The organism is Martinezella miluonensis (assembly GCF_900094545.1).
Classification (GTDB): Bacteria; Pseudomonadota; Alphaproteobacteria; order Rhizobiales; family Rhizobiaceae; genus Rhizobium; species Rhizobium miluonense.
Genome location: NZ_FMAH01000004.1, coordinates 271,939 through 295,385, shown reverse-complemented (window position 1 = coordinate 295,385; position 23,447 = coordinate 271,939). Strand labels below are relative to the sequence as shown.

Below are 23,447 nucleotides of genomic sequence, written 5' to 3'. Positions count from 1 at the left end.
GACCTCGATCTCGCGCACCAGCTGACGTTCCGAGCGGATGCCGAAAAGATAACCGATGAACAGCGCCTTGAACATCAATGTCGGATCGAGCGGCGGCCGGCCGTTGTCGGCGCAATACAATCCCGCAACGCGATCATGGATGAAAGTAAAGTCGATCACCGCATCGATCTTGCGAAGCAGATGATCTCTCGGCACCAGGCTGTCGAGCGTCACCATCTCGAGAGCCGTCTGTTCGGCAGCAGGTTTCTTCAACATGTCCCATTGAATCAAAAACCTCCGGCCAAAGCCAGAGGTTTGTCAGCAGTCTGAAGGGAAGACGGAATGTCTTCCCTTTTTTGTTGTATTGTTTACCGCAACGCACGCCAAAGACCTTTCCGACTTCATCTCCGACCCTATCTAGAAAGATATGGAACCGAAGAGGAGGTTGGAAGCATGATGGAAAACACCAATCGGATGCCAACGCGCAAAGTCGTTCGCGGTCGCCCCTATAGCATCGCCGAATTTGCACGAAAATATCGCCTCGACGACGAGGAAGCGAAACGACTGTTCTATAAATTCGGTCCGTCGGCCACGGAGCTGGATCTGTTGATGGCCGCCAAGCGCAAGCCGCCGTACCAGTCTTCGAGCATCGAGCTCTAAGTCCGCGACTGCCTGTCCAAGCAAGGGAAACCGCAGGTGGGGGCCGCCTTCACCATCGCTCCACGCGGGATCGCCAAGCCGAGGCCACTTTCAGCGTCAGGCATTCATCGTGATATATCACAAGCGGTTGCCTTCGACAGCGCGAGGTGACACTGTGCGCCATATCAGCCGGGCCGGACATATTGCATGCAGAATTCGCTTAGCCATCTCGCCTATCTGGCGCTAGAGCATCAGATCGTGACGCTCGCTCTCCAGCCTGGTGCGCTCGTTACCGAAAAGCAGTTGATCGAGATGGCAGGTCAAGGGCGTACTCCCGTGCGCGAGGCGATCCAGAAGCTTGCGTGGCAAGGATTGATCCATGTGCGGCCGCGAGTGGGTCTGCAGATCGCGGAGATTCGCCCCGACGATCATCGGCATGTCATGCAGGTCAGGCGGGAACTGGAACCGATTGCGGCGGCGCTCGCTGCCGTTCATGCCGACGAGCAGCAACGTGACCAGCTGCAGCAATGCGCGCGCCTGATGGCCGGCTGCGCCGTGACAGGCGACCTGTCCGGATTTTTTGCCGCCGACAAGACATTCGACGAGATACTGGAAGACGCCTGCCCCAACAATTTCATCACCTCGGCTCTCGGACCGGTGCAAACGCATGCGCGCCGGCTGTGGTATTCCACGGGAGCGGCTGATCGTATGGATCGCGCGATAGCGATGCACCTTCAGGCTATCGCAGCCATTTGCGGCGGTGATGCGGACAATGCGCGCGACGCCATGGCGTCGCTGATCGACCACCTGAGCGGGTTATGAAAAAGGCGGCCTCGTTGCCGAGACCGCCTTGTCTTTTCGCAGATGCCGATCCGTCTAGCCAACAAAAGCGCGTTCGATAACGAATTCGGCCGGCTTGCTGTTCGCACCTTCGGTAAGGCCAGCCTTCTCAAGCAGGTCCTTGGTATCCTTCAGCATTGCCGATGAACCGCAGATCATGCCGCGGTCGATGGTGATGTCGAGGGCGGGTACGCCGAGATCGCTGAAGAGCTTGCCATTCTCGATAAGATCGGTAATGCGGCCCTTGAAGGGGAAATCCTCGCGGGTGACGGTCGCATAATGGCGCAGCTTGTCCCCGACGACTTCGCTTAAGAGTTCGTCATTACGGATTTCCTCGACCAGGTCGAAGCCATATTTCAGCTCTGCAACATCCCGTGTCGTATGCGTGAGGATGACTTCCTCGAACTTTTCATAGGTCTCGGGATCGCGGATCAGGCTCGCGAAAGGCGCGATGCCGGTACCGGTCGAGAACATATAGAGGCGCCTGCCCGGCGTCAGCGCATCGAGAACCAGCGTGCCCGTCGGCTTCTTGCGCATCAGCACTTCGTCGCCCGGCTTGATGTTCTGCAGGTGCGATGTCAGCGGGCCGTCCGGCACCTTGATCGAAAAGAACTCAAGCTCGTCGGCCCAGGCCGGGCTTGCAATCGAATAGGCACGATAGAGCGGCTTACCGTCAACCATCAGACCGATCATCGCGAACTCGCCGGAGCGGAAGCGGAAGCCTTGCGGCCTGGTCATCGTAAAGCGAAAGAGCCGGTCGGTATAATGCGTGACGCTCAGCACCTTCTCGGCGAAAACGCCGGCTGGGACTGCGGAAGCAAATTCATCTGTCTTGGCGGGGGCGTTCATTCTGTCTCTGATCCCGTATTCGTCTTACACGTCATTCCTGGCAGGCTCATTGCGCGAGGCTAATATTATAATATAGACCGAATTGAAAGGCATTCCATTCCATCCGGCAGCGCAGGACTGAAATATGCGTATTCCGGTCAAGATTTCAGCTCGCCGACATTACCTATATTTTGGGCCTGGAATACGGCAATTCGACATTGTCAAATTGCCGCAATGGCAAGCCTGTGGGCCCTAGGCCGACTTTGCCGGCAACCGCCGCCAGCTATAGGTCTGCCCGCCTTCGGCATGGCGTGCGGTCGGCTGATAATAGCGCTGAATGCCCGGCAGGCGATTTTCCGACAGCCTCTTCAACGCCGTCTCGTTGGTCACGGCGAAACTATCGATGCCGACACGCAGCATCAACGGCACCTGATCGATCAGCACATCGCCGACAGCACGCAGCTCCTTGGCATAGCCGAGACGCTGCCGCAGCAGCGAGGCATGGCTGAAGGCGCGGCCGTCGCTGAACGCCGGAAAGGCAACGGCGACAATGTCGAGACGATCGAGATAGGGCTGCAGCCGCATCACGTCGTCCGCCGGCTTGATGACGACGCCAAGGCCGACGTCGTTGCTTTCTTCGGCCTTTGCGATCAGGGCATCGAGGCCGAGCAAAGGCTTCTGCGTCTCGGTCGCCTTGACCTCGTCGGTCTCGATGACCCAGGGATCGTTTTCGACGAAGCCGGTTTCACGCCAGATCTTGGTCATATTCAATCTCCTTAGGCCGCTTCGGCTGCCGACGAGGACGCGCCGTAGAGCGCAGTCTTGAACGGCTGCGGCCCGACGCGACGATAGGCGACGAGGAAGGTTTCGGAAGGATCCAGGCGAAGGCCGAGATAGGTATCGACAATGGTCTCGATGGCATCGGTCACCTTGTCGGGCTCGAAGCCGCGGCCGATGATCTCGCCGATGGAGGTGTTCTCGTCGCCGGAGCCGCCGAGCGTGATCTGGTAGAGTTCCGCGCCCTTCTTTTCCACGCCCAGCAGGCCGATATGACCGACATGGTGATGGCCGCACGCATTGATGCAGCCGGAAATCTTGATCTTCAGCTCGCCGATCTCTGCCTGGCGTTCGGCCGAGCCGAAACGCCTGGAAATCTCCTGCGCGACCGGGATGGAGCGTGCATTGGCAAGCGCGCAATAGTCGAGACCGGGGCAGGCGATGATATCGGTGATCAAGCCGGCATTCGCCGTTTCCAAACCGGCGGCAACGAGGCCGCGATAGACGGCTTCGAGATCGGCCAGCGCGACATGCGGCAGGATGAGGTTCTGCTCGTGGCTGACGCGAATTTCGTCGAAAGCGTATTCCTCGGCAATATCAGCCACCGCTTCCATCTGCGCATCCGAGGCGTCGCCGGGAATGCCGCCGATCGGCTTCAGAGAGATCGTGACCATGCCGTAATCGGGGTTCTTGTGCGGCTGCACGTTCTGCTGCACCCAGCGCGCGAAATCCGGATCAGCCTTCTTCCAGCGCGCCAGGCTTTCCCAGCCTTCGGCGCGCTGCGGCAGTGCCGGTAATGCGAAATAGGTCGATATCGCCTGAACGTCGGCTTCCGGCAGCTTCAGTTCGGTATCCCTCAGCTTGTCGAACTCAGCCTCGACCTGACGCGTCAGTTCTTCGGTGCCCGTTTCATGCACGAGGATCTTGATACGCGCCTTGTACTTGTTGTCGCGGCGGCCATGCAGGTTGTAAACGCGAATGATGGCGGTGATGTAAGACAGAAGGTCCGCTTCCGGCAGGAAGTCGCGGATCAGCTTGGCAACCAGCGGCGTGCGGCCCTGCCCGCCCCCGACGTAAACGGCAAAGCCGATCTCGCCCTTGTCGTTCTTCTTCACATGCAGGCCGATATCATGCACCTGGATCGCGGCGCGGTCGCGCTCGGCGCCGGTGACGGCGATCTTGAACTTGCGCGGCAGGAACGAGAATTCCGGATGGACCGATGACCATTGCCGCAGGATTTCGGCATAGGGCCTGGGATCGGCGACTTCGTCGGCCGCAGCGCCGGCGAAATGGTCTGCCGTCACATTGCGAATGCAGTTGCCCGAGGTCTGGATGGCATGCATCTCGACGGAGGCCAGATCGGATAGCGCATCGGGCATCTCGGACAGCTTCGGCCAGTTGAACTGCAGGTTCTGGCGCGTGGTGAAATGACCATAGCCGCGATCATAGGTGCGTGCGACGTGCGCGAGCATGCGCATCTGGCGCGAGCTCAGCGTGCCATAGGGAATGGCGATGCGCAGCATGTAGGCATGCAGCTGCAGATAGACACCGTTCATCAGGCGCAGCGGCTTGAAGGCATCTTCCGAAAGCTCACCCGAGAGGCGCCGCTCCACCTGATCGCGGAACTGGGCAACCCGTTCCGCGACAAAGGCGTGGTCGAATTCGTCGTAACGATACATGATTTCCTCAGAGCTTCTCAGGCTGCAATGAATTCGGGATCGGCCGCGGCATAGCCCGCCGCGTATTCCATGGTGGGACCTTCGGCGCGGATGCGCTCGCGCAGGCGCAGCGGCCAAAGCTTGCCGCCGGTTTCCTGAACGTCGATCAGATTGACGTCGACGACCTTGTTATCAGCATAGGCCTTCTTGCCGATCGCTTCCAGCGCAGCTTCCGCTTCTGCATGGCGAGCAACCAGAGCTTCCTGCAGCGATATCGTCCACTCGCCATTTGCGTTCAGCCAAACGGCGACGCCATCGGTGAGGCGGTTTGCGGTCAGAACCTTGTCGACCATCCATCAGCTCCTTGCATAGTCTTGAGCAACGGCCTTACGGCTGACCAGCGGCTCGGATTGTTCAAAATTCGCACCGGCGACGGCATCGCCGATAATGACCATGACCGGCCCGCTCAACTCGTCACGGTGCTCAAGATCAGGCAGATCCCTCAATATTCCGTGCATCAGGCGGCGATCGCGGCGGCTCGCGTTCTCGATGATGGCAACGGTCGTCTCAGGCGGCAGACCGGCTTGCATCAGGCGACCGGCGACGGAAGCGGCAACGGTGCGCCCCATATAGACGGCGATCGTCGCACCGGATACGGCCAGGCTTGCCCAATCCGGCAGCACATCGCCGGTCAGATCATGCCCCGTCGTGAAGACCAGCGAAGAAGCGACGCCGCGCAGCGTCAGCGGCAGCTCAAAATCGGCAGCAGCGGCGAAGGCCGAGGTAATGCCGGGAACGATCTCGTAAGCGATGCCAGCCGCGCGCAGGACCGCCATCTCCTCGCCAGCACGACCGTAAACCAGCGGGTCGCCGGATTTAAGCCGTACCACGCGCTTGCCTTCGCGGCCGAATTGAACGAGCAAATCGTTGATCTCTTCCTGCGACTTGCTGTGGCATCCCTTGCGCTTGCCGACGGACAGGCGCTCGGCATCGCGGCGACCCATATCGACGATCGCCTGCGGCACCAGGGCGTCATAGACGATGACATCGGCTTCCATCATCACGCGCTGCGCCCGCAGCGTCAAAAGATCCTCCGCGCCGGGGCCTGCGCCCACCAGCCATACCCTGCCCTCGACTTTGCGCGACGACCGCAACAGCTCATCGGCCGCCTGCTCCGCCCGCAGGAGATGGCCGGCATTGACGGCATCGGCAACAGGTCCGGAGAAGAACCGCCGCCAGAAAACGCGGCGAGCGACGCCACGCGTGACGAGGCGTTCGACCGGCTTACGGTAACGCGTCGCCAATTCCGCCAGCTTCCCGAGCGAGGGAGATAGTATCTGGTCGATCTGCGCCCGGATCATCTGCGCCAGCACCGGCCCCGCACCTTCCGTGCCGATGGCGACGGCGACGGGCGCGCGATTGACGAGAGCCGGCGTATAGAAATCGCAATAATCGGGCTGATCGACGGCGTTTGCAGGAATTCTCTCGGCGCGGGCGGCGTCGACGATCGCACGATCAGCCTCGGCATCGTCGGTAGCGGCAAAGACAAGGGTCGCACCCTTGACCTGATCCGCGGAAAACTCGGCGCGCACGGTCGCGATGCGATTGGCGATGAGGAAGGCGTGATAGTCGGCTTCCGGCGTCTGCACATAGGCAACGATCTTGGCCTGCGTGTTCATCAGCAGCCGCACCTTGGCAAAGGCTTCATCGCCATTGCCAAAGACGGCCGCTACCCTTCCTTCTACGCGGAAGAAGGCGGGAAACACCGAAAGCTGTTCAGTCCTGGGAAGCATCGTCATTCCAATTCAAGGTCTGCCGAATATCGCCCCAGAGGCCAAGGGATTGAAGAAACAGAAATTCTAATGCCCGTGCATGAGCGTATTCTTTTGCTCGACATGAGGGGGATTTGAGCAAAACTCACCAGACGAGCAAATTGCGATAAATACAGGAAATCTATAGACTTTTATCATTGACCGATGCTCATATCGGTTTTATTGCCTGTGACAAACACCGCCCGCCCACCATTTGCGCATTCCGCCGGACCGGTAATCCCGCTAGATTGGACGAAAATTTTTGGAGCATTTCCTTGTCGGACACTACCATCGCAGCCCGCCTTCTCGACGTCGTGGAACACGACATCCTGCCGCTGACGCGCAAGGGCGTGGCGGCAGGCAATAAGGTTTTCGGAGCTGCCATCCTGCGCAAATCCGACCTCTCGCTTGTGATCGCCGAAACGAACAACGAGCTGGAGAACCCGCTCTGGCATGGCGAAGTGCATGCGCTAAAGCGCTTCTACGAACTGGGCGAGAAGCCGGCGAGCAAAGACCTGATCTTCCTGTCGACCCACGAACCCTGCACCATGTGCATGTCGGCCATCACCTGGGCTGGTTTTGACAATTTCTACTATTTCTTCAGCCACGAAGATTCCCGGGATGCCTTCGCAATTCCCCACGATCTCAAAATCCTGAAGGAAGTCTTCGGCCTGGAGCCGGGCGGCTATAACAGGCAGAATGCATTCTGGAACAGCTTTGCCATCTCCGATCTTGTGGAGACGGAAGCCGATGCGCGCAAAGGCGCGTTGAAAGAACAGACCGCACGCATCAAGGCAGCCTATGCCGGATTGTCCGACAGCTACCAGGCGTCGAAGAGCGACAACGACATCCCCCTGAATTGAGTTCAGCAAGACCCGAGGCGACGATGGAAGCATCGCGAGACATAAACGGCCTGATCGAAATCATGGCGGCGCTGCGAGATCCCGAGAGCGGCTGCCCTTGGGACATCGTCCAGACCTTCGAGACCATCAAGCCCTACACGATTGAAGAGGCCTATGAGGTCGCGGATGCGATCGAACGCAAGGATAACGACGATCTTTGCGACGAGCTTGGTGATCTCCTGCTGCAGGTCGTCTTCCATGCGCGGATCGCCGAGGAGGCCGGCGCCTTTTCCTTCGGCGACGTCGTACATGCCATCACCCGCAAGATGATCCGCCGCCATCCGCATGTCTTTGCCGTCTCCGATGCGAAGACCGAGGATGCTGTGACGCTGCAATGGGATCGGATCAAGGCTGAGGAGAAGCGCGAGCGGGCCGAGCGCCGTGCCAGGAGCGGCGTCACTGAAGATTTCAAGGTTGGCTTCCTGGGTTCGGTGCAGCGGACCTTCCCTGCCCTGACGGAAGCTTTGAAACTTCAGGAGCGTGCCGCCAAAGTCGGCTTCGATTGGTCTGCGCCGGAGCCTATTCTCGACAAGATCGAAGAAGAGATCGGCGAATTGCGGGCAGCGCTGGCGAGCAGTGATAAAGCGAAAGTCAGCGACGAACTCGGCGACCTGATCTTCGCCGTCGTCAATATCGGCCGGCATGTGAACAGCGACCCGGAACAGGCCCTGCGCGGCACGAACACGAAGTTCCGCCGCCGCTTCCATCACATCGAAACGACGCTTGAAGCTGAAGGCGAGACGCTGGAGGGCGCCTCGCTGGAGCAGATGGAAGAGATCTGGCAGGCGGCAAAAGCCATCGAGCGGCAGCTTGCAGGCGTGAAAACGGCCTAAAGCGCGGCGTGTCCCGTTCCTCGCGCTTCAGCTCTTTGGTCTCTAGAGCAATTTCAGGAAAAGTGCGCAGCAGTTTTCCGTCCGGAATTGCGTAAAAACAATAAGTTAGAGCAGCTCTCAGATTCCGTGAAGAACTGAGCCGCTCTAGCATGTCATTGCCGCAAAACGGCTGCGCACTTTAGCGCGACATGCCTCGAAACCACCTATTCCCAGTCTTCGCGCTGCGGCTTAGGGCCGTTGCCCACGCGCCGTTCCAGTTCCTCCGCCTCGGTCTCCGTCAGACGAACATCGAGCGTCACGGTGCCGTCCTCATTGTCCTCGCGGTTATCGACGATGGCGTGATTGTAGAGCCATGGCAGCAGCGCCAGCTTTTCCACCGGTAGCGTGATCGTCGTTTCCGTCAGCACGCCGGAAAGGCGCAGGCTGATTTCGTCCATCAGACGATCAACGCCCTCGCCGCTTTTCGCCGAAACGGCAATGACGTTTTCTGACGTCGATGCCTTCTGCACGATGGCATCATGCGCGTCCGGCTCCAGGCGGTCGATCTTATTCCAGACCTCAAGGATGCGCTCGGCGCCTTCGGCTTCGCCGATGCCGAGATCGCCGAGAATACGCATCACATCGGCGCTCTGGACCTGATTGTCGTCATCCGAAAGATCGCGCACATGCAGGATCAAATCGGCTTCCAAAACCTCTTCGAGCGTCGCGCGGAACGCTGCCACCAGGTGAGTCGGCAGATCCGAGATGAAGCCGACCGTATCGGAGAGGATGACGGTGCGGCCGTGCGGCAGCTTCATGCGGCGCAGCGTCGGGTCGAGCGTCGCAAACAGCATGTCCTCGGCCAGAACGCCGGCGCCGGTGATGCGGTTGAACAGCGTCGATTTGCCGGCATTGGTATAACCTACAAGCGCGACAATCGGGTGCGGCACCTTCCGGCGCTTGGCGCGATGGAGCTGGCGAGTCCGAACCACCTGCTCCAGCTCGCGCTCCAGCCGGATGATCCGCTCCTGCAGCATGCGCCGGTCGGCTTCGATCTGCGTTTCACCCGGGCCACCCATGAAGCCGGCACCGCCGCGCTGGCGTTCAAGGTGGGTCCAGCTTCGAACCAGCCGACCCTTCTGATAGTTCAGATGGGCAAGCTCGACCTGCAGCGTGCCTTCCTTGGTGGAGGCGCGGCGGCCGAAAATTTCGAGAATGAGGCCGGTTCTGTCGATGACCTTGGCGTTCCATGCCTTTTCGAGATTGCGCTGCTGCACGGGCGTCAACGGATGATCGACGATGACGAGCCCGGCATTGAATTCATCGAGCAGTGCGAGGATTTCCTCGATCTTGCCGGTTCCGAGCAGAGTCGCCGGCCGCGGATCGTTGATCGGGACGATGGAGCCATTGACGACATCGAGGTCGATGGCGAGCGCAAGGCCCTTGGCCTCTTCCAGCCGGCTTTCGGGCGGGCGCGAGACGGAAATGGCGCTATCGGCCTGAGCGGCGCGCGCAGATCGCGCCTGCTTCAGCACAGGCACGACCACGACAGCGCGCATGTCATCCCGGTGTTTTACGGACTCCGGGATGAGGGAATCATTTTTGGTATCGCGTGTCGTGATAGTAGCAAGTCCCAGTTAGGATGCGGCTTCTTCGCTCTCGAACATCTGCATCGGCTGACCCGGCATGATCGTCGAGATCGCGTGCTTGTAAACGAGCTGCGAATGGCCGTCGCGGCGGAGCAGAACGCAGAAATTGTCGAACGAGGTTACGACACCTGTGAGCTTCACGCCGTTAATCAAGAAAATTGTCAGTGAAATCTTTTGCTTGCGAACAGTATTGAGAAACAAGTCCTGCAAGTTCTGAGAACGTTCCGCCATCGCGCCGCTTCTTTCTTTTTTGCCGACCTAAGCCGGTGAAATATCATAATATACAGAGGTCCCGAATAGGAGATGCCCTCATTCTCTCCCACCCAGCGCATGTTGGTATCAAATCGCAGTCTTTTCCGCAACGTCGAAAAAGGCTTCGCGAATTTTCTGTGACATGCTGCCCGGATGACCGTTGGCAATGGTTTCGCCGTCGATGGAAACGACCGGGAAACATATGCTTGTCGCGGCCGTGATGAACACTTCGCGCGCTTCCATCATCTCCTCGACCGAGAAGAATCGCTCGACAATCGTCACTCCGAGCTTGGCTGCCACATCCATCAGGGTCGTTCGGGTGATGCCGCGCAGGATGCCATGTTCGGCCGGACGGGTGACGAGATTTCCGTCATGATCGACGATCCAGACATTGGTGGCTGCGCCTTCCTTCACCATGCCGTGGTGGTCGATATAGATCGCTTCCTGCGCACCGGCTTCCTTTGCCTGCTGGCGAGCCATGGCATTCGGAAGCAGACCGACGGACTTGATATCCACCCGGTCCCAGCGATTGTCGCGGACGGTGATCGCCTTGATGCCACTGGCGTTCTTCTTGGCGATGACAGACTGATCGGTGCTCTTGGCGGTGACGACGATCGACGATGGCGTACCCGCCGGCGGGAAGACATGATCGCGCCGGGCAACGCCGCGCGTCACCTGCAGGTAGAACAGGCCGTTGCGGACATGATTGCGTCGTAGCGTCTCGCGAATCACAAGGATCAGCGCCGAGCGCGTCATCGGCCAGGCGATACGCAGTTCGCTCAGCGAGCGGTTGAGGCGATCGAGATGGCGCGTCAGGTCGACGATCACGCCATGACGAACCTCGCAAACCTCATAGACGCCATCGGCGAACTGATAGCCGCGATCCTCGATATGCACCGCGGCATCGCTGTGGTTCACGTAGCGACCATTCACATAAGCTATTCTCGGCATGGAAGCCCCTGATCAGAATTCTATAATTTGAAGTGCCGGATTGCCGCTCAGACGCCCAGTGACTTCAGCTTGCGATGCAGCGCCGAACGCTCCATGCCGACAAATTCCGCCGTGCGCGAGATATTGCCGCCGAAGCGATTGATCTGGGCGATGAGATAATCGCGCTCGAACATTTCGCGTGCTTCGCGTAGCGGCAAGGTCATGATGTGATAGTCATTCTTGGCGGATACCTTCGGCAGCATGTCGCCGAGATCGGTCGGCAGCATTTCAGCCGTGATCGGAGTATCCGCGCCGTCCGAACGCGCCAGGATCATCAGGCGCTCGATATTGTTGCGCAGCTGGCGGATGTTGCCCGGCCAGTCATGCGCCTGCAGCACCGCCATTGCGTCATCGCCGATCCGGCGTGGGCGGATTCCGGCCTGTTCGGAAATCTGCCGCATGAGCTGATCAACGAGGAAAGGAATGTCCTCCCGCCGCTCGGCAAGCGCCGGAACACGAACCGGAACGACGGCGAGGCGATGATAGAGATCTTCGCGGAACAGGCCTTCGGCGATGTGACTTTCGAGATTATAGGCCGTGGACGAGATGATGCGCACATCCACCTTTACCCGCTTCGAACCGCCGACGCGCTCGAACTGCTGGTCGACCAGCACGCGCAGGATCTTGTTCTGCGTCTCGCGCGGCATTTCGCCGACCTCGTCGAGATAGAGGATGCCGCGATGAGCCTCTTCCAGAGCGCCGATCTTGCGCGCCTGTCCCGGCGAGCCCTCGGTGCCGAACAGCGCGACTTCCATGCGTTCGGGCGTGATCGTCGCCGCATTCAGCGCCACGAACGGACCATTGGCTCGGGTCGACTTCTTGTGCATCATCCGGGCCACGAGTTCCTTGCCGGAACCGGACGGGCCGAAGATCATGACGCGGCTGTTGGTCGGCGAGACCTTGTCGATCGTCTGGCGCATCTGCGAAACGGCAACCGAGGTACCGATCAGCTCCACGGCATCGCCGGTGCGGCGCTTCAGCTCGGAGACCTCGCGCTTCAGCTTGGAATTCTCCAGCGCGCGCTCGGCAATCAGGATCAGACGATCGGCCTTGAACGGCTTCTCGATGAAGTCGAAAGCGCCGCGCTTGATGGCGGAAACGGCCGTCTCGATATTGCCGTGACCGGAAATCATGACTACAGGCAGCTCCGGATGGCGTGCCTTGATTTCGTCGAGCAATGCGAGGCCGTCGAGCTTGCTGCCCTGCATCCAGATATCGAGGAAGATCAGACGCGGCGCTCGATCAGAAATTGCGGCAAGCGCACTGTCGCTATCATGCGCCGTGCGGGTTTCGTGCCCCTCATCCGAGAGAATTCCCGAAACGATTTCGCGAATGTCTTCCTCGTCGTCGACTACGAGAATATCAGATGCCATAGACGCTTTCCTTATCACTTGCTGGCTGGGCGACGGCGGCTTGCTCACGGCGCGGCAAATGCACGCGGATCATGGCCCCCCTGCCCTGGTCGAATTCTGCGGGAGCGTCGTGAAGTTCGAGCTGTCCGCCATGGTCTTCAATGATCTTCTTGACGATGGCGAGGCCAAGGCCGGTGCCCTTCTCGCGCATCGTCGTGTAAGGTTCGAGAATGCTGTGCCGGTTCTCCACCGGCAGACCGCGGCCGTTGTCGATGACATCGACGGTGAAGCGATCGCGTTCCGGATCCAGCGATGCTCGCACGAGGATTTTCGGCTGCTCGCGCGCCTGATCGCTTGGCACGCCTTCGATCGCTTCGACGGCGTTCTTGATGAGATTGCCGAAAGCCTGGCCCAGCATTCGCGCATCGAACATGCCTTCCAGCCGCTCATCGCCCAGGTCTCGTTCAAACTTGACGTGGTTGTTGCCCATTTCACGCAGGAACACCGAGTCGCGCAGAATATCCCGCAGGTCGCTCGGCTCCATGGTCGGCTTCGGCATGCGGGCAAAGGAGGAGAATTCGTCGACCATGCGGCCGATATCGCCCACCTGCCGGATGATGGTGTCCGTGCACTGGTCGAAGACCGGACGGTCGGCCTCGGCAATGTTCTTGCCGAAACGGCGGCGGATACGCTCGGCGGACAGCTGGATCGGCGTTAGCGGGTTCTTGATTTCATGCGCGATGCGGCGCGCGACGTCGGCCCAGGCGGTCGAGCGCTGCGCAATGACCAGATCGGTGATGTCGTCGAGGGTGATAACGTAGGATTCATTGGCATCGCGCGCTTCCTCCCGCGTCACCTGGACGCTGAGCGTGCGCACGGTTCCACCGCGAACGAGGCTGATCTGCTTGCGGAAATCGTTGCGATGGCGCGTCGTGGCTTCCGTCACGACTTGCTCGACTTCGGGCGCGATCTCAACCAGATTCTTGCCGATCAGCTCGTCGCTTTTCAGCGACAGCAGATCTTCGGCCGAAGTGTTGACGATGGTGATGCGCCGATCATGTTCGACGCCGATCACGGCCGCCGTCACGCCCGACAACACGGCCTCGATGAAGCGGCGGCGGTCGTCAACCTCGTCTTTCGCTTCCAGAATTTCATCCCGCTGGGTACGGATTTCCGAGATCATCTTGTTGAAGGTGCGCGACAGGCTGCCGACATCGCCGTCAGCCGAGCGCACCGGCACAAGCACATTCATATTGCCCGAGGCGACGTTGTCGGCCGCGCTGATGAGGAGACGGATCGGCCGTACGATACGGTCGGCAATAGCGATGGCGGTCCAGATCGCAGCCAGCAGCACGATGAGTGCAAAGCCGATGTAGAGAACGGCGAAGGCGATCTGGAGCGACATTCGCCCTTCTTCCATCGCCTTGTATTCGACGGTGTTGTCCTCGACCATCCGCATGGCGTTCATGACCCGCGGGTCGACGGCACGCACCGTATAGAGAAACGAGCCGGGGATTTCATCGAGCTTGATGACCGCGCCGACGAGGTTGGTCACACCGGGCGGGATGAGCGTCGGCTGACCATTGGCCGACGAGTCGAGCGCGTCCTTCGGAATAGCCGGCAGTGGCCGCTCGGTCTTGATTTCGGCCTGGACGATGGCGCTGCCGTCGCGGCGGACAAGGAAGGCACCGAGCAACCCGCGGCCCCGGGCCTGGCGGGTCATCAAATCGGCAAAGCCTGTGCGATCCAGACTGTAAAGCGAACGATTGCGCTCCAGATCGTTCGCCATCGAAACTGTCTGGCCCTGCAGATAGCTCGCATTTTCCATCAGATAGGCTTGCGCGACATTCTGCGAGGAGCTGATGATCTGCTGGGTGCGCACGCCGAACCAGCGGTCTAGGCCCACATTCAGCGTCAAGCTCGCGACGATGGCGACCAGAATTGCCGGCGTGATCGCTACAATCGAAAAGAGGGCGACGATGCGGATATGCAGACGTGCTGCCGCGCGGCCTCGGCTGCGCGCCTTCATCAGCCGCGCGACCTCGCGCACGATCAGCGCGATCAGCCCGAATACGAACAAGCCGTTGATGACGACCGAGGTGAAGACCACCGAGGATGTAGGACCTACAGGCGTCAGCCCGAGAAGCATCAGCAGCGTGGCAATCGCGCACAGCAACGCGCCGCCGGCCAAGACGAGGCCAGGGAGGGCGAAGGAGGCACGACGGTCAGTCACCTTGACAGCCGCTTCGTCGCTCGCCGCCGGCGACACCGCGTCCTTGGTCATTCCAATCATCTCCACGCTCGAACGACAATCGGCGCCCCGTTCAATCCGCGCAGCCGCGATTTTGACGCCAGCTGGGGCGGCAACGCGAGGCGGAAACTCTCGTTCGATCTCGTTTGAAAGCGAAACAATTACTTCAAATCATCATTGCAATAGGCTGAAAAATCAGACGAATTCCATTTAAAATGGAAAAGCGTCAGACGAATCGCCATCGCAAAACGACGAATCTGCTGCGTGACCTTTAAGCAACGCATTGTGGCGAAAATGCAACGCTTCGGATTGCCTTGTCAAGCCGTGCGCGAGCTTCTGTAAACCGAAACTCCCAGTTCTCTTATCTTTTTGCGCAGCGTATTGCGGTTCAGACCCAGAAGATCGGCAGCCTTGATCTGGTTGCCGCGCGTGGCGGTCAATGCGGCAAGGATCAGCGGATATTCCATTTCCGTCAGAACGCGGTCGTAGAGACCAGGCGGCGGGAGATTCTCGCCGAATCCGGCAAAATAGGTCCGCATATTCTCTTCCACCGCCTGGGCGATGGTCATCGTACCGGTGCGAACCGGCCCCTTTTCGATCGGGCTGTCGGGCACGTCAGCGCGCAGTTCCGCATCGATGATCTCCTTGGTGATGATATCCTGCGGATAGAGCGCCATCAGCCGGCGGATAAGGTTTTCCAGCTCGCGGACGTTGCCGGGCCAGGGATAGGCTTTCATCAATTCGAGCGCTTCCTGGTCGAAGCGCTTGGAACCCAAGCCTTCCTTTTCCGCCTGCTGCACGAAATGACGCACGAGATCGGGAATATCCTCGGCGCGATCGCGCAGCGGCGGCAGGCGCAACGGCACGACGTTGAGGCGGTAGTACAAGTCCTCGCGGAACAGGCCCTGATTGATCGCCTGTTTCAGATCCTTGTTGGTGGCCGCAACGATACGAACGTCGGTGCGGATCGGCGTGCGACCGCCGACCGTCGTATACTCGCCCTGCTGCAGCACGCGCAGCAGGCGCGTCTGCGCATCCATCGGCATATCGCCGATTTCATCGAGAAACAGAGTGCCGCCTTCGGCCTGCTCGAAGCGACCGGTGGAGCGCGCCTGTGCGCCGGTGAAGGCCCCCTTTTCATGGCCGAAGAGCTCGGATTCGATCAGGTCGCGCGGGATCGCAGCCATGTTGATGGCCACGAAAGGACCATTGCGGCGCTTGCCGTAGTCATGCAGGGCGCGTGCGACAAGTTCCTTGCCCGTACCGGATTCACCGGTGATCATCAGCGTGAGATCGGTCTGCATCAGGCGCGCGAGCACGCGGTAGATTTCCTGCATTGCGGCGGAACGACCGACAAGCGGCATGCCGTCCTGTATGTCATCGTCGATCTTCGTCGGCTTGCGCTTCGGCTCGGACAATGCCCGGCCGACGATCGCGATCAGTTCCGTCAGGTCGAACGGTTTCGGCAAATAGTCATAGGCGCCCTTCTCGGATGCCTTGATCGCCGTCATGAAGGTATTCTGCGCGCTCATGACCAGGACAGGCAGATCCGGTCTCGCCTTCTTGATGCGGGGCAGCAGATCGAATGCATTTTCGTCCGGCATGACGACGTCGGTTACGACAAGGTCGCCTTCGCCGGCGGAAACCCAACGCCAGAGCGTGGCGGCGTTGGAGGTGATGCGCACATCATAACCTGCACGGCTCAAAGCCTGATTGAGCACGGTACGAATGGCCGCATCGTCATCGGCGACAAGGATCGTGGCTGTCATCGAGTAGTCCCTGTAGAGTTCGGAAAGGGGGCGTCTTCAAGCGTGATGCCTTTGGAAGCCGGCATCAAAACGCGGAAAGTAGTGCGATGGTTCTGGCTGTCGCATTCGACGATGCCGCCATGATCGCCGATGATCTTGGCGACCAGCGCTAGGCCGAGGCCAGTACCGTTCGTCTTCGTCGTGATGAACGGATCGAAAAGATGCGGCACGAGATCGGCCGGTACGCCGGGACCATTGTCGATCACGCAGAATTCCAGCGGCAGCGAGATCTTCTCGCGCGTGCCGGCGACCGAAAGGCGAATGCCCGGACGGTAGGCCGTCGTCAGCATGATCTCGCCATCCTGCCGGTCGCCAACCGCTTCGGCGGCATTCTTCACCAGATTGAGGAAGACCTGTACGAGCTGGTCCCTGTTGGCAAAAACTGCCGGCAGCGACGGGTCGTAATTCTCCGACAGTTTGATGTTGCGGGCAAAACCGGCCTTGGCGACTGCCTTCACATGATCGAGGACGGAATGGATATTGACGGGCACGCGATCGACGGGCCGCTCATCGGAGAAGACCTCCATGCGATCGACCAGCGACACGATACGGTCGGTCTCGTCGCAGATGAGGCGCGTCAGCGCGCGATCGTCGTCCTCGACGGACTGTTCGAGCAACTGTGCGGCGCCGCGAATGCCCGACAGCGGATTCTTGATCTCGTGCGCCAGCATGGAGGCAAGGCCGGTGACCGAGCGAGCAGCAGCGCGATGGGTCAGTTGCCGATCGATCTTGTCCGCCATCGAGCGTTCCTGGAACACCACCACTACGGAGCCGGGCTCGCTGGAAACCGGCGCTACGTAGAGATCCACCAGCTTATCCTGTCCGAGACGCGGCGAACTGAGGTCGACACGATACTCGTTGACAGGTCCGCGGCGCTCGCGCACCTGGTCGATCAGCGCCAGCAACGGGCTGCCGAAGGGGATGAAGGTCGAAATCTTGTAGCGCGACAGATGCGAGGCGCTGGCGCCGAAGAAAGCTTCGGCCTCCCAGTTGGCAAAGGCAATGAGACCCGCCTCGTCGACCATGACGACAGGGTTCTGGATCGCGTTGAGAACGGCCATCGCCACGGAATTGGCCGCGTTGTCACCGGCCCCGGAGCTGAGTTTCGAAGTCATGCAGCCTCCTGGACGCATTGAGCGAGATCGGCGCCGGCCCAGAGTGAGGCATGGAACAATGCAGCCACTTCGCCGCTGTCTTTCGACGTCATGATTTTCGCCTTCTCGGCACCTGTCGTCTCCGGCGCATAGCGATCGAGATACCAGGCCAGATGCTTGCGCGCATGGCGGATGCCAACCGCCTCGCCGTAAAACTCCAGCATCATCCGGTAGTGTTCGAGCGCGACCTCGACAATCTCCTGACGGCCCGGCCCGCGATGACCAGCCAGAATGCCCGCATGCCACGGACGGCCCTGACAACCGCGGCCGATCATGACGACATCAGCACCGGAGCGCCGCAGGATTTCCTCGGCATCTTCCACCGTCTCGACATCGCCATTGGCGACCAGCGGGATGGAAACGACATCGCGCACCGCGCGGATCGCATCCCAATCCGCCCTGCCCTCATAGAACTGCATGCGCGTGCGGCCATGAATGGTGACGAGCTGGATACCAGCCTCTTCGGCACGGCGTGCGATATCAGGCGCATTGATGGAGTTCTCATCCCAGCCAAGCCGCATCTTCAAGGTCACGGGAATGTTCACCGCGCCAACCGTCGCTTCGATCAATGCCAGCGCATGATCCGGGTCGCGCATCAGCGCCGAGCCGGAATAGCCACCAATGACCTTCTTGGCCGGGCATCCCATGTTGATATCGATGATATCGGCACCATTATCAGCGGCGATCTTTGCTGCCTCGGCCATCCAATGCGCTTCGCGGCCGGCAAGCTGCACCATATGCGGCCTCAATCCCGCACTCTTCAGACGCGCCAAGGATTCAGCCGTATCCTGCACCAGCTCGCGGCTTGCGACCATTTCCGTGACGACTAGGCCGGCACCGTAACGCAAAGCGAGCTGCCGGAACGGCAGATCGGTCACACCCGACATCGGCGCCAGGATGACGCGATTTCGGATTGATACGGAACCGATGGAAAATGGGGCTGCAAGCTTGGAGGAAAACAAATGATTATCTTTCGGGCACACCATACATCTGCACTATTTTTAGACACGGTTTAAATGTTTGCCAAGGGGTTTCGGAAAATCCCGATATTTTTGGGGCAAATGCTGGAAAATACTCAATTGAGACGATAGACCCTGCTGAAGCAGGATCCCGCCTTGGCGATCTATCTAGAATGCGCTTATTCAAAGGAAAGCTCCGCTCTTTTCAAAGCCATGCAAGAGACCGAGCCTTTCATCTTTCGGGGGTTTATGACGCAAATGCATTCAACGCAACCGCTGTCGGTAGGAATAGTGATCGTTGCCGCCGGGCGCGGCGAACGGGCGGGTTCTCCCGAAGAAGGCCCCAAGCAATATCGTCCGATCGGCGGCAGAGCGGTTATTGCGCATACGCTTGAAAGATTCGTGACATGGCCGCAGGCGTCGAAGATCGTCGTCGTCATCCACCGTCACGATGAAAACCTGCTTCGGGCGGCGTTGGAGCAAGTTGCGGATCTGCCTGAGATCGAGATCGCCTTCGGCGGCACGACCCGCCAGCAATCCGTGCTTGCCGGGCTAAGGCAACTGAAGAACAGCGGCGTAACGCATGTCATGATCCATGACGCGGTACGTCCCTTCTTCGACCATGATCTGCTGGATCGCGTCGCCGCAGCCCTTGCCGCGGGAGCGCCTGCCGTTTTGCCCGCCATGCCCGTCACCGACACGCTGAAGCGCGGTGACACAAGCGGGCTGGTGGTCGAGACGGTTCCCCGCACCGGGCTTCACGCTGCGCAGACGCCGCAATCCTTCCTATTCAGTGATATCCTTGCTGCGCATGAGAAAGCAGCAGCTGAGGGCAAAAGCGATTTCACAGACGATGCGGCGATTGCGGAATGGTGTAACCTGCCGGTGACATTGGTGACCGGTAGTGCCGACAATGTGAAACTGACGATCAAGAGGGATATTGCCATGGCCGATGAAAAGCTCAGCGCCGGTCTGCTGCCCGATGTGCGCACCGGCAACGGCTATGACGTGCACCAGCTGGAGCCCGGCGACGGCGTGACCCTTTGCGGCGTCTTCATTCCGCACGACCAGAGGCTGAAGGGGCATTCGGACGCGGATGTTGCCTTGCATGCCCTCACGGATGCGCTGCTCGCCACATGCGGCGCCGGCGATATCGGCGACCATTTTCCGCCGTCCGATCCGCAATGGAAGGGCGCCCCCTCCCGCATCTTCATCGAGCATGCGGCAAAGATCGTGCGCGAGCGCGGCGGCACCATCATGAATGCGGACGTCTCTCTGATTGCCGAAGCGCCAAAGGTCGGGCCGCATCGCGACGTCATGCGCGCCAAGCTCTCGGAGTTTCTCGGCATCAGCATCGATCGCTGTTCGGTCAAGGCAACGACCAACGAGAAAATCGGCTTCGTCGGGCGCCGCGAAGGCATCGCGGCTATCGCCACGGCGACCGTCGTCTATCGCGGAGGCAAAGCATAATGCATTTCCCGAATGAGATTCTCGCGCTCGCACAGAAGATCGTCACGGACTTCACGGCGAAGGGCTGGATGGTCGCAACAGCCGAATCCTGTACCGGCGGGCTGATCGCCGGCGCGCTGACGGAAATTCCAGGCTCGTCCGCCGTCGTCGATCGCGGCTTCGTGACCTATACGAACACCGCCAAGATGGAGATGCTCGGCGTGCAGGAGCAGACGCTAGCGCAGTTCGGCGCAGTGTCGAAGGAAACGGCACTGCAAATGGTGCACGGCGCCCTCTTCCGCTCCCGGGCCGATTTTGCAGTGGCGGTAACCGGCGTTGCCGGCCCCGGTGGCGGCTCTGCGGAAAAGCCCGTGGGGCTCGTCCATCTCGCCGCTAAGTCGCGCAGCGGTGCCCTCATCCATCACGAAATGCGTTATGGCGATATCGGGCGCGATCGGGTTCGGATCGCCACCTTGAAGACGGCATTGGAGATGCTCGTCGCTCTCGGTCAATGACCGGGAGCAGCTTTACGCATATATCTTGCTCGCGCGCGTCTCGAAGGCATCCGTGAACATGCGGAAGGCTCGGTCGAACATCGAACCCATCAGGGCGCCGAGAATGCGGCTCTTGAACTCATAATCGATGAAGAAATCGATGACGCTGCCGCCATTCTCCGACGGCGTGAAGCGCCAGCGATTGTCAAGATACTTGAAGGGGCCGTCGATATATTTCACATCGATGGCACGTTCCGCCTTGTTCAACAGTACTTGCGTAGTGAAGGTCTCGCGGATCGCCTTGTAGCCGACAGTCATATCGGCAATCAGCAGGATCTTGCCGTCGCGCTCCTTGCGGCTACGGACAACGAGCGCTTCGCAGAGCGGCAGGAACTCCGGATAACGCTCCACGTCGGCGACGAGGTCGAACATCTGATCGGGTGAATGCGGAACGGGGCGATGAGTTTCGAAGTGAGGCATGAGCCGCAATTAAGCAGGACGGCAGAGAAGATCAAGAAGCTGACGCATTTCGCCGCGGGATTTCAGCTGCAAAACAGGGACATCCGGGCCGTGCTGTGCAAGTCCGCCAAGAACGCGTGGCGTGAATTTCTCCTCGAACGTCCAGATGAAGCGCAGGAATTCCCAATCGACCTTCTCGATGCAGCCGGGTGCCATTTCCGGGCGCGTGCGGCCCATCCATTTGATCCAGCGGGAGACCACGCCCCAGATGCACAGCAGGCGCGGCATTCGCACCCAGATGACGAAATCCGTGCGCGGCAAGCGCACATCGAATGTCGAGGGATTGGTGCCATCCATGATCCACCGCTCGCCTTGCACCTTGGCGACAATGATGGCGCGCTGCTCATCCCTGTCGCGCTGAACCCAGCCCGGCAGCCAGAGAATATCGCGATCGATCGAAACATAGGCCAAGCCGAAGCGCGCGGCGATCTTCTGCGATAGAGTCGACTTGCCGCCGCCGGAACAGCCCATAACGAGAATGCGGTTCGCCTTCCTGATGAGGGTAGCCGCCTCTTCGAGATCGACGGCATCGGAAAGCGCCTGCGGCGCGACGATCTGCTCCACGGTCCAGCTCCATAGTCGAATCTAAAGTGCCGACACCGGTCACAAACGGCGGCGTGTTCCCTAAGCCGCCCACATGACGAACAGATGACCGCGCGAACAAAAACCGCGGCACAATCGCCGCGGTTCGTTCAAAAGGCAAGACTGGATGTTGTCGGGCTTACTCGGCAGCGAGCAACAGCTTCTTGGCGCGAGCAGCCCGCAGCCGCTCGAAATCGTCGCCGGCATGATGCGAGGAGCGCGTTAGCGGGCTAGACGCCACCATGAGGAAGCCCTTGGTGTAGGCCACGGTCTCGTAGGACTTGAATTCCTCCGGCGTGACGAAGCTCATTACTTGGTGATGCTTGCGCGTCGGTTGCAGGTACTGACCGATGGTCAGGAAGTCGACATCGGCCGTGCGCAAATCGTCCATCAGCTGCAGGACTTCGTTACGCTCTTCTCCGAGCCCTACCATGATCCCCGACTTGGTGAACATGGTCGGATCCAGTTCCTTGACCCGTTGCAACAGGCGGACCGAATGGAAATAGCGCGCACCGGGGCGAACCGTCAGATAGTTGCCCGGCACGGTTTCCATATTGTGATTGAAGACATCAGGCTTGGCGGCAACGACGCGCTCCAATGCACCCGGCTTCTTCAGGAAGTCAGGCGTCAGGATCTCGATCGTGGTTGCAGGCGAAGCGGCGCGGATCGCCCAGATCACCTTTTCGAAATGCTCGGCGCCACCGTCTTCCAGATCGTCACGGTCGACCGAGGTGATGACGACGTGGCTGAGGCCCATCTCCTTGACGGCCTTGGCGACGTTTTCCGGCTCCGCCATATCGAGAGCATTCGGCTTGCCGGTCGCGACGTTGCAGAAGGCGCAGGCACGCGTACAGATCTCGCCCATGATCATGAAGGTGGCGTGCTTCTTGTCCCAGCACTCGCCGATGTTCGGGCAGCCGGCCTCTTCGCAGACCGTGACGAGCTTGTGCTCCTTCACGATGGAGCGCGTCTCGGCATAGCCCTTCGACGTCGGCGCCTTCACGCGGATCCAGTCCGGCTTGCGCAGGACTTCGGTATCTGGCCGATGCGCCTTCTCCGGGTGTCGAACGCGCTTGGCTTCCGGGTTGATCGTGTCGAGAATGGTGACCATGAAACGTCTACTTTCCGCCGCTCAAATGCGGCCCCTCATCGCCGTGCGACTTTGGCGAGGAATATCAGAATGCACGCACCGATGAAACCGGTGATGAAAAAGCCAAGCCGGCCGCCAGGTACGCCGACATGCATGGCCACCAAAAGCCCTGCCGCGACAACCGAGCCGGCAATACCGAGGATGATGTTGAGAATGATCCCATAGCGCGCATCCATCAGCTTACCTGCGAGCCAGCCCGCGAGACCGCCAATGATGATCAGACCCAGCCAACCCACGCTTTCCATCAAACCCTCGTTTCAAGCGCCGTGAGGATAATCCCGCCGAACGCCGCGTTGCGTCTTACCGATGATGCGCTAGACGATCAATCTCGCCAGCAGCACCACGACGATCGCGCCGACGGTGGCATGGATGATCTCCACCACCAGCGCATTTTCTATGCCGAGCGAAATCCCGAACCAGTGGAACAGGAAGCCACCCACGAAGGCGCCGATCACGCCGCTCACCAGGCAACTGATGAGGCCGCCGCCACCGACGATCAGGCTTGCGAGAAAACCCGCCACCAGACCGATAAGAAGAAAGACGACCCAACCTTGCGCTGCGATAGACATGTTGATTTCCTTTCCTGTTTTCC

25 protein-coding genes are annotated in these 23,447 nt (G+C 59.9%); 6 read left to right on the top strand and 19 right to left on the bottom strand.

Going from position 1 to position 23,447, the window contains the following annotated elements; genetic code table 11:
- Nucleotides 1–255, bottom strand: a 255-nt coding sequence (locus GA0061102_RS06985) for a transposase (protein WP_139115037.1), incomplete at its 3' end; no start/stop codon positions are given.
- Nucleotides 256–432: 177 nt separating this feature from the next.
- Between GA0061102_RS06985 and GA0061102_RS06980 the strand changes: the two genes are divergently transcribed.
- Both GA0061102_RS06980 and GA0061102_RS06975 read left to right on the top strand, forming a co-directional pair.
- The gene (locus GA0061102_RS06980; protein ID WP_092845247.1) at nt 433–639 is read left to right on the top strand and encodes a hypothetical protein; all 207 of its coding nucleotides are present in this window, start codon (nt 433–435) and stop codon (nt 637–639) included.
- 186 nt (nt 640–825) lie between these two features.
- On the top strand, nt 826–1,440 hold the full coding sequence (locus tag GA0061102_RS06975) for a GntR family transcriptional regulator (protein WP_092845245.1): 615 nt from the start codon (nt 826–828) through the stop codon (nt 1,438–1,440).
- A 54-nt stretch (nt 1,441–1,494) separates the two neighbouring features.
- On the opposite strand, the gene GA0061102_RS06970 is transcribed toward GA0061102_RS06975, so the two are convergent.
- The 5 genes from GA0061102_RS06970 to cysG all read right to left on the bottom strand — a co-directional run bounded on the left by GA0061102_RS06970 (nt 1,495) and on the right by cysG (nt 6,520).
- The gene (locus tag GA0061102_RS06970) at nt 1,495–2,307 is read right to left on the bottom strand and encodes a ferredoxin--NADP reductase (protein ID WP_092845243.1); all 813 of its coding nucleotides are present in this window, start codon (nt 2,305–2,307) and stop codon (nt 1,495–1,497) included.
- A gap of 231 nt (nt 2,308–2,538) precedes the next feature.
- On the bottom strand, nt 2,539–3,051 hold the full coding sequence (locus GA0061102_RS06965; protein ID WP_092845241.1) for a DUF934 domain-containing protein: 513 nt from the start codon (nt 3,049–3,051) through the stop codon (nt 2,539–2,541).
- Nucleotides 3,052–3,062: 11 nt separating this feature from the next.
- The gene (locus GA0061102_RS06960; protein ID WP_092845239.1) at nt 3,063–4,742 is read right to left on the bottom strand and encodes a nitrite/sulfite reductase; all 1,680 of its coding nucleotides are present in this window, start codon (nt 4,740–4,742) and stop codon (nt 3,063–3,065) included.
- Between the two features lie 17 nt (nt 4,743–4,759).
- On the bottom strand, nt 4,760–5,074 hold the full coding sequence (locus GA0061102_RS06955) for a DUF2849 domain-containing protein (protein ID WP_092845237.1): 315 nt from the start codon (nt 5,072–5,074) through the stop codon (nt 4,760–4,762).
- 3 nt (nt 5,075–5,077) lie between these two features.
- Nucleotides 5,078–6,520, bottom strand: a complete 1,443-nt coding sequence (gene cysG / locus GA0061102_RS06950) for a siroheme synthase CysG (RefSeq protein ID WP_208858615.1) — start codon at nt 6,518–6,520, stop codon at nt 5,078–5,080.
- A gap of 287 nt (nt 6,521–6,807) precedes the next feature.
- Between cysG and GA0061102_RS06945 the strand changes: the two genes are divergently transcribed.
- On the top strand, nt 6,808–7,395 hold the full coding sequence (locus GA0061102_RS06945) for a deaminase (protein ID WP_092845235.1): 588 nt from the start codon (nt 6,808–6,810) through the stop codon (nt 7,393–7,395).
- Nucleotides 7,396–7,418: 23 nt separating this feature from the next.
- The gene (gene mazG / locus GA0061102_RS06940) at nt 7,419–8,267 is read left to right on the top strand and encodes a nucleoside triphosphate pyrophosphohydrolase (RefSeq protein ID WP_092845233.1); all 849 of its coding nucleotides are present in this window, start codon (nt 7,419–7,421) and stop codon (nt 8,265–8,267) included.
- Between the two features lie 203 nt (nt 8,268–8,470).
- On the opposite strand, the gene hflX is transcribed toward mazG, so the two are convergent.
- From hflX to dusB, 8 genes are all read right to left on the bottom strand, one after another.
- The gene (hflX, locus tag GA0061102_RS06935) at nt 8,471–9,805 is read right to left on the bottom strand and encodes a GTPase HflX (RefSeq protein ID WP_092845231.1); all 1,335 of its coding nucleotides are present in this window, start codon (nt 9,803–9,805) and stop codon (nt 8,471–8,473) included.
- Nucleotides 9,806–9,883: 78 nt separating this feature from the next.
- Nucleotides 9,884–10,126, bottom strand: a complete 243-nt coding sequence (gene hfq, locus GA0061102_RS06930) for an RNA chaperone Hfq (protein WP_003539403.1) — start codon at nt 10,124–10,126, stop codon at nt 9,884–9,886.
- A gap of 108 nt (nt 10,127–10,234) precedes the next feature.
- Entirely contained in the window at nt 10,235–11,098 is an 864-nt protein-coding gene (locus GA0061102_RS06925; protein ID WP_092845229.1) for a D-amino-acid transaminase, read from the bottom strand.
- A 47-nt stretch (nt 11,099–11,145) separates the two neighbouring features.
- A complete protein-coding gene (gene ntrX, locus GA0061102_RS06920; RefSeq protein WP_092845227.1) occupies nt 11,146–12,510 on the bottom strand; it encodes a nitrogen assimilation response regulator NtrX in 1,365 nt (454 codons plus the stop codon).
- Nucleotides 12,500–14,773 carry a sensor histidine kinase NtrY-like gene (locus GA0061102_RS06915; protein ID WP_092845225.1) on the bottom strand — a complete coding sequence of 758 codons (2,274 nt, stop codon included), beginning with the start codon at nt 14,771–14,773 and terminating at the stop codon, nt 12,500–12,502. Before GA0061102_RS06915 ends, ntrX begins: the two co-directional genes overlap by 11 nt.
- A 284-nt stretch (nt 14,774–15,057) precedes the next feature.
- Nucleotides 15,058–16,509 carry a nitrogen regulation protein NR(I) gene (ntrC, locus tag GA0061102_RS06910; RefSeq protein ID WP_092845223.1) on the bottom strand — a complete coding sequence of 484 codons (1,452 nt, stop codon included), beginning with the start codon at nt 16,507–16,509 and terminating at the stop codon, nt 15,058–15,060.
- Nucleotides 16,506–17,663, bottom strand: coding sequence for a two-component system sensor histidine kinase NtrB (locus GA0061102_RS06905; protein ID WP_092845221.1), 1,158 nt, complete (start codon nt 17,661–17,663; stop codon nt 16,506–16,508). Before GA0061102_RS06905 ends, ntrC begins: the two co-directional genes overlap by 4 nt.
- Nucleotides 17,660–18,688 carry a tRNA dihydrouridine synthase DusB gene (gene dusB, locus GA0061102_RS06900; RefSeq protein ID WP_092845219.1) on the bottom strand — a complete coding sequence of 343 codons (1,029 nt, stop codon included), beginning with the start codon at nt 18,686–18,688 and terminating at the stop codon, nt 17,660–17,662. The genes GA0061102_RS06905 and dusB overlap by 4 nt, the downstream gene beginning before the upstream one ends.
- Nucleotides 18,689–18,910: 222 nt before the next feature.
- Between dusB and GA0061102_RS06895 the strand changes: the two genes are divergently transcribed.
- A complete protein-coding gene (locus GA0061102_RS06895) occupies nt 18,911–20,131 on the top strand; it encodes a bifunctional 2-C-methyl-D-erythritol 4-phosphate cytidylyltransferase/2-C-methyl-D-erythritol 2,4-cyclodiphosphate synthase (RefSeq protein ID WP_092845310.1) in 1,221 nt (406 codons plus the stop codon).
- Entirely contained in the window at nt 20,131–20,625 is a 495-nt protein-coding gene (locus tag GA0061102_RS06890) for a CinA family protein (RefSeq protein ID WP_425348518.1), read from the top strand. Before GA0061102_RS06895 ends, GA0061102_RS06890 begins: the two co-directional genes overlap by 1 nt.
- A 12-nt stretch (nt 20,626–20,637) precedes the next feature.
- On the opposite strand, the gene GA0061102_RS06885 is transcribed toward GA0061102_RS06890, so the two are convergent.
- The 5 genes from GA0061102_RS06885 to GA0061102_RS06865 all read right to left on the bottom strand — a co-directional run bounded on the left by GA0061102_RS06885 (nt 20,638) and on the right by GA0061102_RS06865 (nt 23,424).
- Nucleotides 20,638–21,084, bottom strand: a complete 447-nt coding sequence (locus tag GA0061102_RS06885; protein WP_092845217.1) for a type II toxin-antitoxin system RatA family toxin — start codon at nt 21,082–21,084, stop codon at nt 20,638–20,640.
- Nucleotides 21,085–21,093: 9 nt separating this feature from the next.
- Nucleotides 21,094–21,687 carry a P-loop NTPase family protein gene (locus GA0061102_RS06880; RefSeq protein WP_092845215.1) on the bottom strand — a complete coding sequence of 198 codons (594 nt, stop codon included), beginning with the start codon at nt 21,685–21,687 and terminating at the stop codon, nt 21,094–21,096.
- Between the two features lie 157 nt (nt 21,688–21,844).
- A complete protein-coding gene (gene lipA / locus GA0061102_RS06875) occupies nt 21,845–22,816 on the bottom strand; it encodes a lipoyl synthase (RefSeq protein ID WP_092845213.1) in 972 nt (323 codons plus the stop codon).
- Nucleotides 22,817–22,851: 35 nt separating this feature from the next.
- The gene (locus tag GA0061102_RS06870) at nt 22,852–23,100 is read right to left on the bottom strand and encodes a GlsB/YeaQ/YmgE family stress response membrane protein (RefSeq protein ID WP_092845211.1); all 249 of its coding nucleotides are present in this window, start codon (nt 23,098–23,100) and stop codon (nt 22,852–22,854) included.
- A gap of 69 nt (nt 23,101–23,169) precedes the next feature.
- Nucleotides 23,170–23,424, bottom strand: a complete 255-nt coding sequence (locus GA0061102_RS06865) for a GlsB/YeaQ/YmgE family stress response membrane protein (protein ID WP_092845209.1) — start codon at nt 23,422–23,424, stop codon at nt 23,170–23,172.
- Nucleotides 23,425–23,447 lie beyond the last annotated feature (23 nt).

Bases quoted from the DNA above. Each gene is read 5' to 3' on its own strand.
- GA0061102_RS06980 (WP_092845247.1), top strand. From the start codon at position 433: ATGATGGAAAACACCAATCGGATGCCAACGCGCAAAGTCGTTCGCGGT.
- GA0061102_RS06975 (WP_092845245.1), top strand. From the start codon at position 826: ATGCAGAATTCGCTTAGCCATCTCGCCTATCTGGCGCTAGAGCATCAG.
- GA0061102_RS06970 (WP_092845243.1), bottom strand. From the start codon at position 2,307: ATGAACGCCCCCGCCAAGACAGATGAATTTGCTTCCGCAGTCCCAGCC.
- GA0061102_RS06965 (WP_092845241.1), bottom strand. From the start codon at position 3,051: ATGACCAAGATCTGGCGTGAAACCGGCTTCGTCGAAAACGATCCCTGG.
- GA0061102_RS06960 (WP_092845239.1), bottom strand. From the start codon at position 4,742: ATGTATCGTTACGACGAATTCGACCACGCCTTTGTCGCGGAACGGGTT.
- GA0061102_RS06955 (WP_092845237.1), bottom strand. From the start codon at position 5,074: ATGGTCGACAAGGTTCTGACCGCAAACCGCCTCACCGATGGCGTCGCC.
- cysG (WP_208858615.1), bottom strand. From the start codon at position 6,520: ATGACGATGCTTCCCAGGACTGAACAGCTTTCGGTGTTTCCCGCCTTC.
- mazG (WP_092845233.1), top strand. From the start codon at position 7,419: ATGGAAGCATCGCGAGACATAAACGGCCTGATCGAAATCATGGCGGCG.
- hflX (WP_092845231.1), bottom strand. From the start codon at position 9,805: ATGCGCGCTGTCGTGGTCGTGCCTGTGCTGAAGCAGGCGCGATCTGCG.
- hfq (WP_003539403.1), bottom strand. From the start codon at position 10,126: ATGGCGGAACGTTCTCAGAACTTGCAGGACTTGTTTCTCAATACTGTT.
- GA0061102_RS06925 (WP_092845229.1), bottom strand. From the start codon at position 11,098: ATGCCGAGAATAGCTTATGTGAATGGTCGCTACGTGAACCACAGCGAT.
- ntrX (WP_092845227.1), bottom strand. From the start codon at position 12,510: ATGGCATCTGATATTCTCGTAGTCGACGACGAGGAAGACATTCGCGAA.
- GA0061102_RS06915 (WP_092845225.1), bottom strand. From the start codon at position 14,773: ATGACCAAGGACGCGGTGTCGCCGGCGGCGAGCGACGAAGCGGCTGTC.
- ntrC (WP_092845223.1), bottom strand. From the start codon at position 16,509: ATGACAGCCACGATCCTTGTCGCCGATGACGATGCGGCCATTCGTACC.
- GA0061102_RS06905 (WP_092845221.1), bottom strand. From the start codon at position 17,663: ATGACTTCGAAACTCAGCTCCGGGGCCGGTGACAACGCGGCCAATTCC.
- dusB (WP_092845219.1), bottom strand. From the start codon at position 18,688: ATGGTGTGCCCGAAAGATAATCATTTGTTTTCCTCCAAGCTTGCAGCC.
- GA0061102_RS06895 (WP_092845310.1), top strand. From the start codon at position 18,911: ATGACGCAAATGCATTCAACGCAACCGCTGTCGGTAGGAATAGTGATC.
- GA0061102_RS06890 (WP_425348518.1), top strand. From the start codon at position 20,131: ATGCATTTCCCGAATGAGATTCTCGCGCTCGCACAGAAGATCGTCACG.
- GA0061102_RS06885 (WP_092845217.1), bottom strand. From the start codon at position 21,084: ATGCCTCACTTCGAAACTCATCGCCCCGTTCCGCATTCACCCGATCAG.
- lipA (WP_092845213.1), bottom strand. From the start codon at position 22,816: ATGGTCACCATTCTCGACACGATCAACCCGGAAGCCAAGCGCGTTCGA.
- GA0061102_RS06870 (WP_092845211.1), bottom strand. From the start codon at position 23,100: ATGGAAAGCGTGGGTTGGCTGGGTCTGATCATCATTGGCGGTCTCGCG.
- GA0061102_RS06865 (WP_092845209.1), bottom strand. From the start codon at position 23,424: ATGTCTATCGCAGCGCAAGGTTGGGTCGTCTTTCTTCTTATCGGTCTG.